The sequence below is a fragment of the Vibrio crassostreae 9ZC13 genome, from assembly GCF_000272045.2.
Taxonomy (GTDB): Bacteria; Pseudomonadota; Gammaproteobacteria; order Enterobacterales; family Vibrionaceae; genus Vibrio; species Vibrio crassostreae_C.
Genome location: NZ_AJYZ02000002.1, coordinates 221,326 through 239,580 on the forward strand (window position 1 = coordinate 221,326; position 18,255 = coordinate 239,580).

Sequence of the window (18,255 nt, forward strand, 5' to 3'; positions counted from 1 at the left end):
CCTCTACAGCGTTTCGTTAAGAACAAGGGCTAGCAATGCTTCACGGGCGTAAACACCATTCTCTGCTTGCTGGAAGTAGTAAGCGTAAGGTGTTTTATCGACATCGACAGTAATTTCATCAACGCGAGGAAGAGGGTGCAGAACCTTCAGGTTATCGCGTGCATTTTCCAGCATCGAAGCGGTCAGGATGTATGCGGATTTTATGTGCGCGTATTCTGACTCATCGAAGCGCTCTTTTTGAACTCGAGTCATGTACAAGACATCGAGCTCAGGAATCACATCTTCCATGTCCGTCAATAGTTGGTACTTGATGCCCGCTTCATCAAGCTCTTCGCAAATGTAGTCTGGCATCGCTAGTGCTTCTGGAGCCACGAAGTAGAAACAGATGTTGTCGAATTTTGCTAGTGCTTGAGTCAACGAGTGAACCGTACGGCCGTACTTAAGGTCACCAACGAATGCAACGTTTAGGTTGTCGAGGCGGCCTTGTGTCTCAGCTATAGAGAATAGGTCTAATAACGTTTGTGTTGGGTGTTGGTTTGCGCCGTCACCTGCGTTAATAACAGGAACACCGTTTGAGAACTCAGAAGCCAGACGCGCTGCGCCTTCTTGAGGGTGACGCATCACGTAAGCGTCAACGTATGAAGAGATAACCTGTACCGAGTCCGCTAGCGTTTCGCCTTTCTTTGCCAAAGAAGTGTTACCACCACTGTCGAAACCAATCACATCACCACCGATGCGTTGAATCGCAGTTTCAAAAGAGAGACGAGTTCGCGTAGAAGGTTCGAAGAAGCAGCTGGCAACAACTTTGTTCTTGATGAGTTCTGGGTTTGGCTCAGCCTTTAGCTGACCTGCCGTTTGAACAATTAATTCTAGCTCTTCACGAGAAAGCTCTGGAATTGAGATGATGTGCTTTTGATAGAGCGAGTTCGCCATGATCTTCTTCCCCACAATAATGTATTGGCCATAAAAAAGCCCCCCATAATGGGAGGCTTTAAAAAAGTGCTGAAAAGCAGAATAGACGGCCTGGTAAGCATCTTAGCTTACGAGCAATATTTGGTGTTTTCACAATATTACTATGTGTTTTCACAATATCATTATGTTTTATCACAACATTGCTTGGCGTCATTTTCACTACTCTCAGACAAATTGCCGAGAATTATACGCTTTCAATTTGTGAGCGCAAGCGATTACATCAAGCTTTTGTTTACTTTCATTATTGTCTATTGACCAAGCGTCGCGACCATCACCGCCTTGATGGTGTGCATGCGATTTTCCGCTTCATCAAATACAATCGAGTAGTCAGATTCAAACACTTCGTCAGTCACTTCCAAGCCGTTCATTCCATACTTGTCAGAGACTTGCTGACCAATCACAGTTTCATTGTTGTGGAAAGCGGGTAGGCAGTGCATGAATTTCACTTGAGGATTGCCAGTGAGCTTAATGACATCCATATTCACTTGGTATGGTTTCATTACCGCCACACGTTCGTCCCAAGCTTCAGGGGCTTCGCCCATCGAAACCCAAACATCGGTGTATAGGTAATCACAACCTTTCACGCCTTCAGCAACGTCTTCAGTTAACGTGATTTTTGCGCCAGTGTTTTGCGCAATGGTTTGGCACTCTTCAACAAGCTGCTCTTCTGGCCAGAATGCTTTAGGCGCGACAAGGCGAATATCCATGCCCATCTTCGCGGCTCCGACTAACAGAGAGTTACCCATGTTATTGCGTGCATCGCCTAGATAAGCAAAGCTGATTTGGTGTAGATGCTTCCCGCGGCCATGCTCAAGCATAGTGAGGAAATCAGCCAAAATCTGAGTAGGGTGGAACTCATCGGTTAAGCCATTCCAAACCGGCACGCCCGCATAAGCGCCTAAGTCTTCAACGATACTTTGGCCAAAGCCACGATATTCAATGCCATCGTACATGCGTCCCAATACACGCGCCGTATCTTTCATTGATTCTTTTTGACCAATCTGAGAACCAGAAGGGCCAAGGTAAGAGACTTGAGCACCTTGATCAAAGGCGGCCACTTCAAACGCACATCGTGTTCGAGTTGATGCTTTCTCGAAGATCAAAGCAATGTTTTTGCCGTTGAGTTTCTTCTGCTCAGTGCCTGCATACTTAGCTTTTTTTAGGTCAGCAGACAGGTCGAGTAAAAACTGAATCTCTTTAGGAGTAAAGTCGAGAAGTTTTAGAAAGTTACGATTGCGAAGATTAAAGGCCATCTCTCGCTCCTTGCGTATATAGAATCAATGAAGAACTTAGTTAAACATAAAGATGCTATATTTGTGAATATTTATTTTATTAATTTGATAAAAAAGGCCAGTAAATGAATACTGGCCTAGATAAGACTATTGAGTCTGTTTGACTGAGCTCTTTGACTTAGATACCGTCTCTTTCGATAGGGCAACTCATACAGCGCGCGCCGCCACGACCACGGCCTAGCTCGTTGCCAGGAATCGTTAGAACTTCGATACCCGCTTTGTCGTATTTCTCATTGGTGTAAACATTACGCTCATAACCAATCACGGTACCAGGTTTCACTGTCAGTACGTTGTTAGCGTCATTCCACTGTTCACGCTCAGCTTCGTAGTTATCACCGCCGGTAGTGATGATCTTCAGTTGATCAAGGCCTAGTGCGCCTTCAATCGCTGACAGGTAGTTTTCAGCTTTCTCGACACGCATTTCGCCGTTTTCTTTTGGCGTTAAGCGCCAAGTGTCGAGGTCTTTACGAACGATCTCTGGATAGACAGAGAACGTGTCGATATCCATGTGTGTCATCACCGTATCAAGGTGCATACAAGAGCGGTGTTTTGGTAGATCGATCGCAATCACTTCGCTCGCTTGGCCTGATCTAAATAGGCTAGCCGCTAGGTTTTCGACACCTTGTGGTTTCGTACGCTCTGAAATACCAACCAGTACCGCACCTTTACCGATAACCAGTACGTCACCGCCTTCAATGTTAGCGTTGTCGTAGTGAAGGTCTTCGTCACCAAAGTACTTAATGAAATCTTGGCCTGCGAACACTGGGTGCCAGCGGTAGATAGCACGCAGGTGGTTCGTTTCACGTTGACGTGCAGGCTTCATCATTGGGTTAAGCGATACACCACCGTAAACCCAGCAAGAAGTATCTCGCGTAAATAGGTGGTTAGGCAGTGGCTCGATAACGAAATCGAGTGGTCGATGCATTTTAGGCAGCATCGATGATGATTTGATAGGAAGCTCAGAGTAGGCCAAGCCACCGAGTAAGATCGTTGCTAGATGCTCATTATCCATTTGAGCAAGGTAGTTTCTTAAGTCACGGGCGAAAGTCGGCCCATAACGGAAATCTGAGATTTGAGTATTCAGCAACCACTCACGAGCCTGAGATACGGCAAGCGTTTCTACTAGCAGGTCATGCAGCAGTAGTACTTCTACGTCTTGGCTGCGCAGCGTTTCTGCAAAGGCATCATGTTCTTCACCAGCGGCTTCAACGGCAAGTACATCATCAAATAGAAGCTCATGACAGTTTGAAGGGGTGAGGTGGGTGAGTGCTCTTTCAGGTCTATTTAGGAGAACTCGTCTCAATTGACCGACTTCGGAGCCAACGTACAGCTTACTCATTTTGCATCCTTACTATTAATCCAGCGTCTATTTATGACAAGCTTGTCCGTAATATGCAAGTTTTGTAGATTGAGTTAATACAAGGTATTTGGGTAATAATTGGTCATAAAACCTGTGATTTTTAAGTTTATACAGATTAAATTCCAACGAACTGGCTATCGAACGGAACAACGTTTTTGAGGATCTATGCTCAATTCGTGGCTTGTTAAAATTGAATTTTGCTTATTAATCGTGATTTTTTATTCACTATTATGCACTTTTTGATAACAAGCTGAGGATTTATGCACCCCAAAAGCGGTTTAGCGTATGCACCTAACGTGACTAATCACGCAAGTTTTATTCAATAAGCCCTAAAGTGGCCACAAAAACGAAATGCTAAAATACGGCGTAGTTAATAAAATGTTGAAAATTTGTTTCTGTGATTTTGATTTCACTTTTGAATTGATATTGGCGCTGCGATCTCGCGATAAACTTACCTTTCTAGGCCTGATCTGGGTGGCTTTTCTGGACGATCCGTGCCATATTTCGTGGCAATCAAATTTGATCTTTTCATAGTCAACACTCTGGAGCAGACACATGTCTCACGAAGATGAATATCTATCAGTAGCGGAATTAATTGAATTTCAAAAGGAAGAGACTCGCGACATCATTACAGCATTAATTGAAGATGGTAGCGATCCTGAAGCTCTATACGATATCGAGCATCACCTATTTGCTGAAGATTTCGATGTGCTTGAGAAAGCGGTTGTTGAAGCATTCAAAATGGGCTTTGAAGTGCTTGAAGCTGAAGAGACAGAAGACGAAGATGGCAATAAGCTACTTTGTTGTGATGCAACGATGCAATGCACTCTGAATGCAGAAGCGATTGATGAGCAAGTTGAGAAGCTTGTAAACCTTGCAGAGAAGTTTGACATTATCTACGACGGTTGGGGCACTTACTACGAAGGTGAAGATGCTATCTACCCAGACGAAGATGATGAAGGCGAAGAGTAATTCTTTCCCAATTTTAAAAAATGCCAGCCTCGAGCTGGCATTTTTTTACCCTTAGAAAAATAAATGTCTTTATATGCATTCATTCATTATAATGCGGTCAAAATTGATCTAGCTCAAGGAATGATATGCGGTTGCTTCTCGATGGTCTTTGGCAAATTTCGCCACTGACGGATCTCTCTATCCCACAAGATGACATCACCTTTCCGGCTCCGTTAAGCTCAAAGCTCCCTGATAGCTTGAGTGAAAGTCAAATTGCAGAGCAAGAGTGGCACCTGATGCACGACATCGAAGTGGATGACGCTATGTTAGCGTGTCCATTTGTTGAGTTAGTGATGGCTGGAGTCGATTATTTTGCTGAAGTTCGACTTAATGGTGTGGCTGTTTTTGATTGTGATGGTAGCCAAGCTGAATACCGTAAAGATATCCGTCCTTATATGCAGTCCGGCCGAAACCGTTTCGAGATCCTTTTCCTTGAAGAAGAGGAGAGCCTATTGCTTGAAGAAGACATGGATGACTCTGTATCTTCACAGGCTATCGCTAAATCTGATTCACGCATCGGGATTTGGCAAGCGCCATACCTGCAGTTCGTTCGAAACGTCAAGCTAGAGCAAGTTGTCACAGAGCAGATCTGGCACCACGGTGGTGGCTGTGAGTTTAAAGTGGATGTTATCTATCAAACGCTAAAGGCGGGGTTAGTATCGGCATCCATCAAGTTTAATGGTATGACTCTCGTGATGCCGATTGATGTACGCGCTGAACATACTGGCGTCGTGTTCCAGGTCGAAGCTCCTATCATATTTGATATTGAGAATCCTAACCCCAAGTATCTATACCCATTAGAAGTGGTACTTGATGGGCAAGAAGAGAGTTCTTTTGTTGCCTTGAACCCAACTTCTTGCGTCAGTAACTTTCTACGTTAACTCCGTATATTTTAGCGTTATCTTCTTTCGCTATAGCGGCGCATTCTGCTTATAACGACTTGGCCATGACAACCTCACAAGCGTCGTGGCCTGTTTCTCCCCAAGCTGACTCAAGATGCTCAAACCCAAGCTTCTCATAGAGTTTGACCGCAGCACCCAAGCACTTCGTCGTTTCTAAATACATGTGTTGATACCCAAGTTGCTTGGCTTGCTTTAAGCTCAAAGCGACAATTCGCTTGGCTAGGCCATGCCCTCGAGTTTGCGGTAAGAAGTACATCTTTTGTAGCTCACACACATTGGGTTTACCTGCTAGAGGGGCAAAGCCACCGCCTCCGACGATCTTTCCGTTGTGTTCGATAACCCAGTACATTGTATTCGCTTGGCTATAGACAGAGTACATATCGTCGAGTGTTGGATCGGCCACGCCATAGCCTTTATCTTCTGTGAGCCCATGCTCAGCCGAAACTTGGCGAATGATTTGTGCTAATTGTTGGTTGTCTGACTCTGTGAGTGGACGTAATACAAACTCATCCGCTTGGCATACTTTCGTTAGCCCTTTTAAGTAGCTCTCAAGCCCTTGCTTAAGTAGTTGTTGTTCGTTGTCATCGAGTGTCGAGAGTACTTTTTCAAAGAAGATGCTTTGCTGTTGGTCGAGTTGAGATAACGCATCAACACCTTGAGCGGTTAGGGTGACTAATTGGCTACGCTTGTCTGTTGGGTTCTCTAGGCTCTCAACTAAACCAAGCTTGATCAGACCCGTGACAGTGCGGCTAGCATTGGATTTATCTACGTTGAGTTGCTGTGCCAATTGGTTGATGGTGATTGGCTGCAACTGGATTTCACCAAGAGTATGAGCCTGGACTGGAGTGAGGTCGACATCACCACACTGTTTATCAAGCATGCCAAGTAAACGAACCGTTTGACGAGAATAGTCTCTTAACTGTTGAGAATTCATAACTACCTACCTTTGAATTAAGAAATAAAGTTGCGTATCGCAATTAATTTAATTGCGGTGCGCAACTTTGTCAATAGTAAGCTGAATTTTGTTATTCGATGTAGGTTACTTCAATCGCTCAGTGAGCTTTAGATTAAGCGTGTTGGTGTAAGCAAAACGGAGCTTGTGCTGTTTGGCTTTCAGCTTTTCGTAACCAGACTTTCTCGTGGAAGTAGTAAGCAACGGTATTTAAAGTTGGCTCTAGCAAAGCCATCACGCCGCCTATGAAAGCATCTCCAGTCAACAAGTAGACAACGGTAAAGGCAACACTAAAGTGGATGGTAGCAAAGCTTGCTGTTTTTAATTTGGTCATCCACTGGCGAGCTTTAAGAGCTGGAACTTGAGCCCACGCCTTTTCATGAAAATAGAAGGCAACAGTATTCACAGAGGGCTCAATCATAGCGATTAAGCTACCAATTAAGATGTCGCCTGTTAGTACATAAGCGACACTAAATGCGATAGTAAAATGTAATGCAGCAAAGGTTAGTGTCTTTTTCATGATAATTACTCAGTCGTTGTGTTGTTTTGATAGGTCTATTATTGAGAATTATTATCATTAAGTATAATGGGAAGTAGAGATTAATTTGATAGATAAAACCTATCAATCAGTGCGGCTAGAGTGAGAAGCATTGGAATATTGGAATCAGGGACATAAAAAAAGGCTGGTCACCAAGACCAACCTTTCTATTTAGACCGAGAAGTTTGAAGCCTTCTCGTTCACTCGGTTTTAAAGCGCAGCGATTGTCGCTTTTTGCTCTTCAAGCTTAACAAGAGTTTCCTTGTAGCCTTCAAGCTTTTCACGCTCTTTCGCGATAACTGCTTCTGGTGCTTTAGCAACGAAACCTTCGTTACCTAGCTTACCTTCGATACGTTTAATCTCGCCGTGAGTCTTAGCGACTTCTTTATCTAGACGAGCAAGCTCTGCATCTTTGTCGATAAGACCCGCCATTGGGATCATCAACTCAGATTTGCCAACCAGTTTAGTTGCACAAGCAGGAGTCTCTTCACCATCAGCTAGAACTTTAATATCGTCTAGCTTAGCTAGAGAAGTAAGAACGATCTTGTTCGCTTCGATACGAGCGGCATCTTTCTCATCAGCAACCTTGATCATTACTTCTAAGCCTTGGCTTGGTGCAATGTCGTATTCCGCACGTAGGTTACGGATAGCAGTGATGAAAGTCTTAACCCATTCGATGTCGTCAACGATCTCAGCATTGAAGTTAGCTTCATTAAACTGAGGAAGCGCTTGAGTCATGATTGTCTCGCCTTCAACGCCGTCTACTAGCGGCTTAACGCTCTGCCAGATAGATTCAGTGATGTAAGGAAGAACAGGGTGAGCAAGACGCAGAGTCTTCTCAAGAACCGTGATAAGCGTGTAACGAGTCGCTTGTTGTTGAGCTTCAGTACCTTTCCAAAGAACAGGTTTAGTTAGCTCTAAGTACCAGTCACAGAATTGGTTCCAGATGAATTCGTAAAGCGTGTTTGCTGCCATGTCTAGACGGTAGTTGTCTAGGTGAGCATTAAACTCTTTCGCTGCAACTTCAAACTGAGACTCAATCCACTTATCGGCTAGAGAGAATTCCATGTTTGCACGGTCTTCTACAGACAGTGACATGCCACAGTCGTGCTCTTCTGTGTTCATCAGTACGTAACGGCTTGCGTTCCATAGCTTGTTACAGAAGTTACGGTAACCTTCAAGACGCTTCATGTCCCAGTTGATGTCACGGCCAGTTGAAGCCATAGCAGCAAGAGTGAAACGCAGTGCGTCAGTACCGTAGGGTTCGATACCGTTTTCGAATGTTTTACGTGTGTTCTTTTCGATCTTAGCAGCCAGTTTAGGTTGCATCATGTTGCCACAACGCTTCTCTACTAGCTCTTCAAGGCCGATGCCGTCAATCATGTCGATTGGGTCAAGTACGTTACCTTTCGACTTAGACATCTTATCGCCGTTTTCATCACGGATAAGACCTGTCATGTAAACAGTTTTGAAAGGTACTTGAGCCTTGCCATCTTCGTCTTTCACGAAGTGCATGGTCATCATGATCATACGAGCAACCCAGAAGAAGATAATATCAAAACCAGATACTAGTACTTCAGATGGGTGGAATGTTTTCAGTGCTTCAGTATCTTCAGGCCAGCCTTGTGTGCCGAACGTCCAAAGTGCAGAAGAGAACCAAGTATCCAGTACGTCGTCGTCTTGCTTAAGCACAACAACAGGCGCTAGGTTGTTCTTTTCACGAACTTCTTCTTCAGTGCGACCTACGTAAACTTTACCATCGTTGTCGTACCATGCTGGGATACGGTGGCCCCACCAAAGTTGACGAGAGATACACCAGTCTTGCACGTCACGCATCCACGCGAAGTACATGTTTTCGTACTGCTTAGGTACGAATTGGATTTGACCATCTTCAACCGCTTTAACTGCAGGTTCTGCAAGAGGTGCTGTGCGCACGTACCATTGGTCAGTCAGCATTGGTTCGATAACCACGCCACCACGGTCGCCGTAAGGGACAGTCAGGTCGTGATCTTTGATCTCTTCAAGAAGACCAAGCTCATCGAATTCAGCAACGATAGCTTTACGTGCAGCAAAACGCTCCATACCTTGGTACTTAGCAGGGATACCTGTTGAGTAAACATCGCTTTCTTCGCCGTTAGTCGTGAAGACTTCAGCAGCATCACGGATATCAGCATTGAACGTTAGGATGTTGATCATCGGTAGGTTGTTGCGCTTACCCACTTCGTAATCGTTAAAGTCATGAGCTGGAGTGATCTTCACACAACCCGTGCCTTTTTCCATGTCTGCGTGCTCATCGCCTACGATAGGGATAAGACGGTTTACAACAGGAAGTAGGATTTCTTTGCCGATAAGATCTTTGTAACGAGGATCTTCTGGGTTAACAGCAACACCAGTATCGCCAAGCATGGTTTCAGGACGAGTCGTCGCAACAACGATGTAGTCTTTACCATCTGCCGTTTTAACACCGTTCGCTAGCGGGTAGCGGAAGTGCCACATGAAACCTTTTTTGTCTTTGTTTTCAACTTCAAGATCCGAGATTGCAGTGTGCAGTTTAGGATCCCAGTTTACTAGACGTTTACCACGGTAGATTAGGTCTTCTTCGTATAGACGAACAAACACTTCTTGAGTCGCAGCCGATAGGCCGTCATCCATAGTGAATCGTTCACGATCCCAATCTACAGATGCACCAAGACGACGAAGTTGTTGAGTGATCGTGCCACCTGATTCGCCTTTCCATTCCCAGATCTTGTCGATGAAAGCTTCACGGCCGTAGTCGTGTTTTGTTTTGCCTTCTTCGGCAGCAATCTTACGCTCAACAACCATTTGAGTTGCGATACCAGCGTGGTCAGTACCCACTTGCCAAAGCGTGTTTTTGCCTTTCATACGTTGAGCACGGATAAGCGTATCCATGATCGTATCTTGGAACGCGTGACCCATGTGTAGGCTGCCAGTGACGTTCGGTGGCGGGATCATGATGCTGTAAGCTTCTTTTGATGTGTCACCGTGTGGCTTAAAGTAGCCTTTCTCTTCCCAAGTCTTATACAGAGCTTGTTCGATTGATGTTGGGTTGTATGTCTTTTCCATAGTGCTCTTAAACGGATACTGTGAATGGTTAATCGTGGTCAAACTTCATAAGTGAAGCTTCTTGAATCTAAATCCAAAGATAGCTTTAACTATGAGGTTTGACTATGGATGTTGAATCTCGATAGTTTGTAGCTGATATCTAGCTTGACGGTAAATTTTATACCTTTCTCGAGCGAGTTGCTTAGCTTTTTCTTCGCAAGGGACGAAGTCTATCACCTGAACAAAGGCGTTCGCAAAGGTTGTATGATTATCGGCCAGATTAATTACTAGCTGACGATTCCAATTATGTTTTACGCCTTGATAGCCAATTTCGATGTTGGTTGAATACTTCGGGCCTTCGCCAACCAAGTTGTGCGCAATAAAATCACAGGGTTCGACTTGCCAGAAAACTTCAGCAATACGCTCGGCATGCTCTTTGTCATTACAGTTGAGATAAAGTTTAGCGCCTTGTTTTGCAAAGTGCTGAGCAAGAAACAGCACATAGTGAGCAAAACCATCTTCGCTGGCTTGCGGGCTGTCTGAAGGCACAATGTAAAATGTAGCAGTCTGCATACTTAATACTCGAACTGAAAATCGTGGATATCAATGTTACTTGGTTAACAGGGTCTAACAAATAGCGCTTATTAAAAAAGGGCCCGTAGGCCCTTTTTATTATTTTGAAGATTGCTCTTCAGTCTCTTGGCCGCTGCGGTTCAATAAGAATTGGACTAGCATTGAGACAGGACGACCTGTCGAGCCTTTCGCTGCGCCTGACTTCCAAGCTGTACCAGCACTGTCGATGTGTGCCCAGTGGTACTTCTTAGTGAATTTAGACAGGAAACAACCAGCAGTGATTGTGCCGCCAGGACGGCCACCGATGTTCGCCATATCAGCGAATGGGCTGTTTAGCTGCTCATGGTACTCGTCTGCCATTGGTAGACGCCATGCACGGTCACTTGCTTGCTCTGAAGCATTAACAAGTTCGTGAGAAAGTGGGTTGTGGTTCGATAGAACGCCACTGATGTGGTGACCTAGAGCGATAACACATGCGCCAGTTAGCGTAGCAACATCGACAACACAGTCAGGTTCAAAACGCTCAACGTAAGTTAGAGCATCACATAGAACCAAGCGACCTTCAGCATCAGTGTTGAGTACTTCAACCGTTTGGCCTGACATTGTCGTTAGGATATCACCTGGACGGTAAGCATTGCTGCCCGGCATGTTTTCACAACCGGCTAGGATACCAACCACGTTAATAGGCAGGTTCAGCTTAGCCAGTGCTTTCATTGTACCGAATACAGACGCCGCACCACACATGTCGTACTTCATCTCATCCATGCCTTCACCAGGCTTAAGCGAGATACCGCCTGAATCGAAAGTCAGACCTTTACCTACTAATACAATCGGCTTCGCATCTGGATCCGGAGCGCCTTTGTATTCCATGATAGACATCATCGATTCATTTTTAGAGCCACGGCCAACTGCTAGGTATGATGTCATACCCAGTTTTTCCATCTCTTCTTCGCCAATGATCTTAGTCTTCACTGTCTCGTAATCGTCGGCTAAACGACGAGCTTGAGAAGCAAGGTAAGCAGGGTTTGCGATGTTTGGTGGCATGTTGCCTAGATCTTTAGACGCTTTTACACCTGAAGCAATAGCAAGGCCGTGAGAGATTGCTTTCTCACCCAGGCTCAATTCGCGACGTGTTGGTACATTGAATACCAATTTACGTAGTGGGCGACGAGTCTCTGGCTTGTTGCTCTTGAATTGGTCAAATGTGTAAAGACCATCTTTAGTCGCTTCTACCGCTTGGCGAACTTTCCAATAAGTGTCGCGACCTTTAACGTGAAGTTCTGTAAGGAAACATACAGCTTCCATAGAACCTGTTTCGTTTAGTGTACTGATGGTTTTTTGGATAATTTCTTTGTATTGACGCTCGCCTAGCTCACGTTCTTTACCACAGCCTACCAGTAGAACACGTTCTGAAAGTACACCAGGTACTTGATGCAGTAGTAGCATCTGGCCAGGTTTACCCTCTAGATCACCGCGACGAAGCAGTGAACTAATGTAGCCATCGCTAATCTTATCTAATTGCTCGGCTACTGGAGAAAGGCGGCGCGGTTCGAATACACCGACAACGATACATGCGCTGCGCTGTTTCTCTGGGCTGCCACTTTTTACACTGAACTCCATGCGTACTCCTACATCCTGAAGACAAATCGAACTAAATGTTAGATAATGGGTTCTTACTTGTTGGATCCTATAATGGAACTAACCTTAAAGAAGAACGCTAACACTTAGCTAAAAATTTAAAAAAATAAAAGGTTCAACGGGAAATTATAGTGATTCAATCAAAAAAACAAGTTTTGTATAGGTAATTTGAGCGTGATTATTGTTAGATATTTGATCCGCGAGACAATCAAGAGCCAATTTGCGATCTTTTTTGTTCTCTTTCTCGTGTTTCTCAGCCAAAAATTCATCAGTGTTTTAGCGGATGCCTCTGATGGTGATATCCCTGCGAGTCTTATATTGTCGATTGTTGGCTTAAATATGCCAGCGATGGGCCTATTGATGCTTCCACTCAGTATCTATATTGGTATTTTGCTTACTTTTGGCCGCCTTTACGCTGAAAGTGAAATAGTGGTCATGAACGCCACCGGTATCGGTAATAAATTCCTGATCCAATCTGCGCTTTACCTCGCTTTAATTACGGCATCTGTTGCAGCCTTTAACTCATTTTGGTTATCTCCTTGGTCACAAGACAAAGTTGAACAAATGTATGAAGAAGTAGCTGCAGAGAACAGCGTTGATTTGCTACCAAAAGGTAAGTTTGAAGGTACGCCGGATGGCTCTTCTGTCGTGTTTATTGATGATATCGACGGTAATAATTTAGAAAACGTGTTCGTAGCTCAAATGCGTCCGCGTGATTCTGTACTGCCAAGTGTGATGTTCTCGAAGTCAGGTGATGTAAAAGAGCTCAGTGATGGTCGCCAAGTGATCGTAATGTACGATGGTACTCGTCATGAAGGCATTCCGACTCGCCTCGACTACAGGGTGACGCACTTTGAAGAATACGAAGGCCTGATTGGTCAGCGTGAAGTTGAGAAGAAAGGTCGAGACTGGGAAGCGATCCCTACGCTTGAACTGATTGGTAACTCAAATAATAGTGCGAAAGCAGAGTTGCAGTGGCGTATTTCTTTGGTACTTTGTATTCCATTGTTGACCATGCTTGTCGTGCCACTGTCTGCGGTAAATCCTCGACAAGGTCGTTTTGCGAAAATCGGCCCAGCAATACTGATTTATCTCACCTATTTCTTAGCAATCAGTGCAACCAAGTCTTCAATCGAAGAGGGGAGCATTCCTGCGGTAATCGGCATGTGGCCAATCAATGCGTTATTGTTATTTGTCGCGATTGGTGCCAACTTTATGGATAGCGTGCCAGTAAGGCGTTTGAAAGAAAAATTCAAGAATAAGAGGTTGGCTTAAGCCGTGTTTAAGATTCTCGATTTATATATAGGCAGAACCATCATCGCAACGACGTCACTGGTATTGGTGACGTTTGTTGGTCTCTCTGGGATCATCAAATATGTAGAACAGCTAAGAAAAGTTGGCCGTGGTACATACGATCTATTACAAGCGCTGTATTTCGTTTTATTGAGTATCCCTCGTGATATCGAAATGTTCTTTCCAATGGCTGCATTGCTTGGCGCATTGATAGGGCTTGGTATGCTTGCTGCAAGTTCTGAGCTTGTCGTTATGCAGGCAGCTGGTTTCTCTAAGTTAGATATCGGCCTATCAGTACTTAAAACAGCTATTCCACTGATGATCGTGGTGACATTGCTTGGTCAATGGGGAGCACCGCAAGCGCAGAAAATGGCTCGTGATTTAAGAACTATCTCGATTGCTGGTGGTAATATTATTTCGACGCAAAGTGGTGTCTGGGCTCGTGATGCCAATGACTTCATCTTCATTGTCAAAATCGATGACCAGAAGCTATATGGAATGAACATGTGGCGCTTTGATGAAAACAAGGCACTTAAAACCGCTATTTATTCTGACGAAGTTGATTACGTTGGAGGCAACGTGTGGACGATGAAGGATGTAGAGATCACGTCTTTTGAAAACGAACTTCAAATTACTAAAGAAAGTTTACCGACTTACTCTTGGGAAACGTCATTAGCTCCAGATAAGTTGGCGATAGTAACGGTTAAACCAGAAGAGCTATCGTTAAGTGGGTTGTATGATTATGTTTCTTATCTGAAGGCGTCAGAGCAAGATGCATCACGCTATGAATTGGCGCTGTGGAGAAAGATAACCCAGCCAATTTCGATCGCGGTTATGATGTTGATGGCACTGTCGTTTATCTTTGGTCCTTTGCGTAGTGTGACCATGGGTGCGAGGATTTTGTCAGGTGTTATTGCTGGCTTTACCTTCTATATATCCAGTGAGTTCTTTGGCCCAGTGAGTTTGGTTTATCAAATACCACCCGCCTTTGGCGCAATAGCCCCGAGCGTGGTGTTCCTTGGAATTGCCATCATGCTCTTGAGGCGGAAACTGTAAATAGTAAAAAGGAAGGCATAACGCCTTCCTTTTTTGATCTTGATTGGAGCTAACTTAAATCACATTATCGTGCTTGTGGTAACACAACGACTTCGGTCTTTGCCCAGATATCGTGAAAGCCACGTTTTTCAGGATCGAATGGAACACATAGGTTTGCCAGTCCAAAACCTGAAGTACCTAAACGAATCAGCGCCTGAGTTACTGTGATCGCTGAGCCATCTTTGTTTTGAACGCGCAGCTTCCAAGCTCTCATGCCGAGAGTTTGACCAGCTCTAGTCCAGAAGAACACGAAGAAATATACCCAAACGGCGACTAAGTAAAAGGTATATGCAGGGCTCCAAATCGGATGGTTGGTTAAGAAGTCACTAACATCGGCATAACCGCTGTGGTTAAAAATGCCGAGAGCCATGAGCGCGTGCAGTAGAGCGACAATGACGCCAGCCGCCAACATTTCAATAGCGATTACGATCAGAGCGTCGTAGAACAAGGCACCAAATCGGCGCATGACTCCTGCTGGTGGCAGAGTGTTTGTTGATGTCATGTGTTATTACTTCTTTAAAAATTGAGGCGTCAGAATATAGTTTAAGGCTTAGCCTGAAAAGAGACATGACGCACAGCTTATGACTTAGTGGCGAAATTATCGGCAAACACACATGAATTCAAGTTTTTATACTTGCCACATCAGTTCGCATACGTATAATGCCAAACATCGAAAGGGCAATGCCCCAAGATAATGCCGGTATGGTGAAATTGGTATACACGACGGATTCAAAATCCGTTGCCTTCGGGCGTGGCGGTTCAAGTCCGCCTACCGGTACCATATTTAAATGACAAAGCCTCGACGAAAGTCGGGGCTTTGTTGTATCTGGGATATAGGAAGCGTTGCCTTCGCGGTGGCGGCAGGAATGCCTGTCCAATCAGTCCGCCTACCGGTACCAAACATAGAAAGGTCGCTTTGGGCGTTTGTGAATTTTAAATCCAGCGTGTCGGCTTGGATGCAAGCCCAGTCAAGTCACCTACCGGCACCATATTTAAATGACAAAGCCTAGATGAAAATCGGGGCTTTGTTGTATCTGGGGTATAGGAAGCATTGCCTTCACGGTGGCGGCAAGAATGCCTGTCCAATCAGTCCGCCTATCGGTACCAAACATAGAAAGGTCGCTTTTATAGCGACCTTTCTATGTTTTGGACGTATGTGAATTTGAAATCCGGCGTGTCGTTGCAGTTGCTCTTCAATCAGACAGATCTTGATGTTTCACTCCTAAATCTCATAATTTCCCTTCGCTATTCGATCTGATAATGAATTAATTATCTTAAATCATGATGTTACCTGTCATTCTCTTTTCTATTGTCTATGTTTAAAGGACTAACAGAGGAGATAGATATGCTGACAGTAACCCCTTACTTGTTTTTTGATGGTCGTTGTAATGAAGCGTTGGATTTTTATCACAAGTGCTTTGGTGGTGTGGTTTTATCTAAGCAGCTTTTTAGTGATGCACCACAGGTAATCGAGGGCGCTCAACCTGATTGGGTTATGCATGCTGAGTTCGAAGCGTTTGGTATGAAGCTGATGATGTCTGATGGTGTTAAGGCAAAAGAACTTGAAGGCAACAATCTCGCTCTCTCTCTTGTGACTGAAGATACCGCGACTCAAGAACAAATCTTTGAAAAGCTCAAGAAGGGAGGGCGGATAATGACTCCACTCGCAGATACTTTTTGGGGGGCTCGATTTGGCAAAGTAGAAGATAAATTCGGTATACGCTGGATGGTGCACTGCGACTCTTTAAGTTGAGCCTGTGAAATTGGATAGTGAAATTGCTGCTTGGTTTTATTAGAATTATAAATAGAGATTAATCATCAATATTATATATAAAAATGGGCAGCATAAAGATTACCGTAGATCGCATTCAGCCCGGTCTGCATATACGACTCCCCGTAAAATGGAATGAACACCCATTTTTATTCAACAGCTTTAAAATCAAAGATGACGCTCAAGTAAAAGTAATTCGACATCTTGGGATTAAGCACGTCTATATAAACCTGAGTCAAAGTGATACCTCACCTTTACCTGTTAATCACGTAGGTGAACAAGAAGTCGATATTGATTCACAGGTAAGCCTTGAAACGGAAAGAATGTGGAAAGATAAGCATGAGCGTATCGAAACCCTTAGCTCTTACCGCCGCAGGGTGAGTCATTGTGAGAGAGAGTTTGAACGTTCGCTTGCTCGAATGCGATCTGTGATGACCAAGATCCGTAACAGACCTTTAGATGCGGTAGGGGAGGTTAAGGCTCTTGTTGATGATATCGTTGAAACTCTAGTGAGCGATGATAACGTCACCTTGCACCTTATGAATGCTAAAGCGGATTTCGAAGATATTTACTTTCATACTCTAAATGTTTCGGTTGTTGCACTGATGATAGGTAAGGCCAAAGGCTATAACACACAGCAATTGAAAGACCTCTCATTCGCAGCGTTGTTTCACGATGTAGGCAAGATCAAAATACCAGTCGCGATACTAAGAAAGCAGAGTGCACTAACGGTGCCAGAAGAGAACTACCTGAAGCTTCATACTAAATACGGTGCGGATATTGTATCGGCAATTGATGACTTTCCTGAAAGTGCTAAAAAGGTGATCGCTCAACATCATGAGATGAATGATGGTTCTGGCTACCCCGAGGGCTTAAAAGAACATGAGATTGATGAATTTGCCAAGATAGTCGCCGTGGCTAATGCATTTGATAACCTTTGCCATGGTAAAACGCAATCTCAACAAATGATCCCGTATTTGGCACTGTCCCACCTATATAAGAGCTGCAAGCATCTATATAGCCAAGATAACTTGGGGCTGTTAGTTAAGTTCATGGGAGTCTATCCACCAGGAACTGTAGTACAGCTTTCAAATGATTCTATTGGGATTGTGATATCCGTTAACGCTAAACATATGCTTTATCCAAATGTACTTATCTATGATCCTAGCGTGCCAAGAACCCAAGCTCCGATCATTGACCTCTTTATTAAAGAGATCAAAATCGTTAATGCCGTTCATCCAAGCAAATTACCTGAACAAGTTCGAGAGTATCTAAACCCTAGGGCTCGTTTATCTTACTTTTTTGATAGTGGAGAGTAGTTATCCACAGGTCGTTGTGGGTAATTTGTTCGAAACTTGGGGTGAAAGTGGTATAAATAAGCCCTTGGTTGAAATGTCTTCGCTTAACCTCTTTTTTTAATAAAAAACGCATTTATTGCTTGCCAATATGAGCGGCATCTCTATAATGCCGCCTCACTGACACGGCAGACGCCACAAGGCTTCAGCGAGAAATGTTAGTAAGGCAACTAGCTTTAAGCGATGATTCGCTTCTACTTTTAGAAAGTAGGAATTAATTCCAAATAAGTGTTTGACACTGAGAATTAAATCGCTAGAATGGCCGTCCACTTCGAGAGGCTCCTTACTAAAAGGAAGGCTCAACAAGTACAGCTCTTTAACAATTTAAACCTATCAATCTGTGTGGGCACTCGTTGATGAATATCAAAACGTTTTATCCTTTTGGATAAAACAGATTCTTCGGAATCAAAATTGATTTCAATGAACTGAGTGACCAATAC

The 18,255-nt window shown here is 44.2% G+C and carries 15 protein-coding genes and 1 tRNA gene; 7 read left to right on the forward strand and 9 right to left on the reverse strand.

All coding sequences use genetic code 11. From position 1 onward, the window contains the following. Window positions 1–3 precede the first annotated feature (3 nt). From pyrB to arcA, 3 genes are all read right to left on the reverse strand, one after another. Window positions 4–933, reverse strand: a complete 930-nt coding sequence (gene pyrB, locus A136_RS01130) for an aspartate carbamoyltransferase (protein WP_012604860.1) — start codon at window positions 931–933, stop codon at window positions 4–6. Window positions 934–1,220: 287 nt separating this feature from the next. Then, complete coding sequence (locus tag A136_RS01135; protein ID WP_017063738.1) at window positions 1,221–2,225, reverse strand: ornithine carbamoyltransferase; 1,005 nt, start codon at window positions 2,223–2,225, stop codon at window positions 1,221–1,223. Window positions 2,226–2,382: 157 nt separating this feature from the next. After that, window positions 2,383–3,603, reverse strand: a complete 1,221-nt coding sequence (gene arcA, locus A136_RS01140) for an arginine deiminase (protein ID WP_017063739.1) — start codon at window positions 3,601–3,603, stop codon at window positions 2,383–2,385. A 576-nt stretch (window positions 3,604–4,179) separates the two neighbouring features. On the opposite strand from arcA, the gene rraB reads away from it, so the two are divergent. Continuing rightward, window positions 4,180–4,596, forward strand: a complete 417-nt coding sequence (rraB, locus tag A136_RS01145) for a ribonuclease E inhibitor RraB (protein WP_017058930.1) — start codon at window positions 4,180–4,182, stop codon at window positions 4,594–4,596. Between the two features lie 125 nt (window positions 4,597–4,721). Beyond that, window positions 4,722–5,516 (forward strand): glycosyl hydrolase 2 galactose-binding domain-containing protein, encoded by a 795-nt coding sequence (locus tag A136_RS01150; protein WP_017058931.1) that lies wholly within the window; start codon window positions 4,722–4,724, stop codon window positions 5,514–5,516. A gap of 49 nt (window positions 5,517–5,565) precedes the next feature. Here A136_RS01150 and A136_RS22025 read toward each other — a convergent pair whose 3' ends face one another. The 5 genes from A136_RS22025 to pepA form a co-directional block, all read right to left on the reverse strand. Further along, window positions 5,566–6,471: a bifunctional helix-turn-helix transcriptional regulator/GNAT family N-acetyltransferase gene (locus A136_RS22025; protein WP_017063740.1), complete on the reverse strand. Its 906-nt coding sequence runs from the start codon at window positions 6,469–6,471 to the stop codon at window positions 5,566–5,568. 133 nt (window positions 6,472–6,604) lie between these two features. After that, window positions 6,605–7,009: a DUF2061 domain-containing protein gene (locus A136_RS01160; protein ID WP_017063741.1), complete on the reverse strand. Its 405-nt coding sequence runs from the start codon at window positions 7,007–7,009 to the stop codon at window positions 6,605–6,607. Between the two features lie 228 nt (window positions 7,010–7,237). Further along, entirely contained in the window at window positions 7,238–10,111 is a 2,874-nt protein-coding gene (locus A136_RS01165) for a valine--tRNA ligase (protein ID WP_017063742.1), read from the reverse strand. A 102-nt stretch (window positions 10,112–10,213) separates the two neighbouring features. Further along, entirely contained in the window at window positions 10,214–10,663 is a 450-nt protein-coding gene (locus A136_RS01170; protein WP_017063743.1) for a DNA polymerase III subunit chi, read from the reverse strand. A gap of 99 nt (window positions 10,664–10,762) precedes the next feature. Next, entirely contained in the window at window positions 10,763–12,283 is a 1,521-nt protein-coding gene (gene pepA / locus A136_RS01175; RefSeq protein WP_017058936.1) for a leucyl aminopeptidase, read from the reverse strand. Window positions 12,284–12,475: 192 nt separating this feature from the next. Between pepA and lptF the strand changes: the two genes are divergently transcribed. Together lptF and lptG are read left to right on the forward strand one after the other, a co-directional pair. Continuing rightward, window positions 12,476–13,576, forward strand: coding sequence for an LPS export ABC transporter permease LptF (gene lptF, locus A136_RS01180; RefSeq protein WP_017063744.1), 1,101 nt, complete (start codon window positions 12,476–12,478; stop codon window positions 13,574–13,576). A 3-nt stretch (window positions 13,577–13,579) separates the two neighbouring features. Further along, complete coding sequence (lptG, locus tag A136_RS01185) at window positions 13,580–14,650, forward strand: LPS export ABC transporter permease LptG (protein ID WP_017063745.1); 1,071 nt, start codon at window positions 13,580–13,582, stop codon at window positions 14,648–14,650. Window positions 14,651–14,714: 64 nt separating this feature from the next. On the opposite strand, the gene A136_RS01190 is transcribed toward lptG, so the two are convergent. After that, the gene (locus A136_RS01190) at window positions 14,715–15,191 is read right to left on the reverse strand and encodes an RDD family protein (RefSeq protein ID WP_017058939.1); all 477 of its coding nucleotides are present in this window, start codon (window positions 15,189–15,191) and stop codon (window positions 14,715–14,717) included. Window positions 15,192–15,385: 194 nt separating this feature from the next. On the opposite strand from A136_RS01190, the gene A136_RS01195 reads away from it, so the two are divergent. From A136_RS01195 to A136_RS01205, 3 genes are all read left to right on the forward strand, one after another. Then, a tRNA-Leu gene (locus A136_RS01195) sits at window positions 15,386–15,470 on the forward strand. A gap of 564 nt (window positions 15,471–16,034) precedes the next feature. Beyond that, the gene (locus A136_RS01200) at window positions 16,035–16,442 is read left to right on the forward strand and encodes a VOC family protein (protein ID WP_017055297.1); all 408 of its coding nucleotides are present in this window, start codon (window positions 16,035–16,037) and stop codon (window positions 16,440–16,442) included. Between the two features lie 83 nt (window positions 16,443–16,525). Next, complete coding sequence (locus A136_RS01205; RefSeq protein WP_017063746.1) at window positions 16,526–17,779, forward strand: HD-GYP domain-containing protein; 1,254 nt, start codon at window positions 16,526–16,528, stop codon at window positions 17,777–17,779. Window positions 17,780–18,255: the final 476 nt, after the last annotated feature.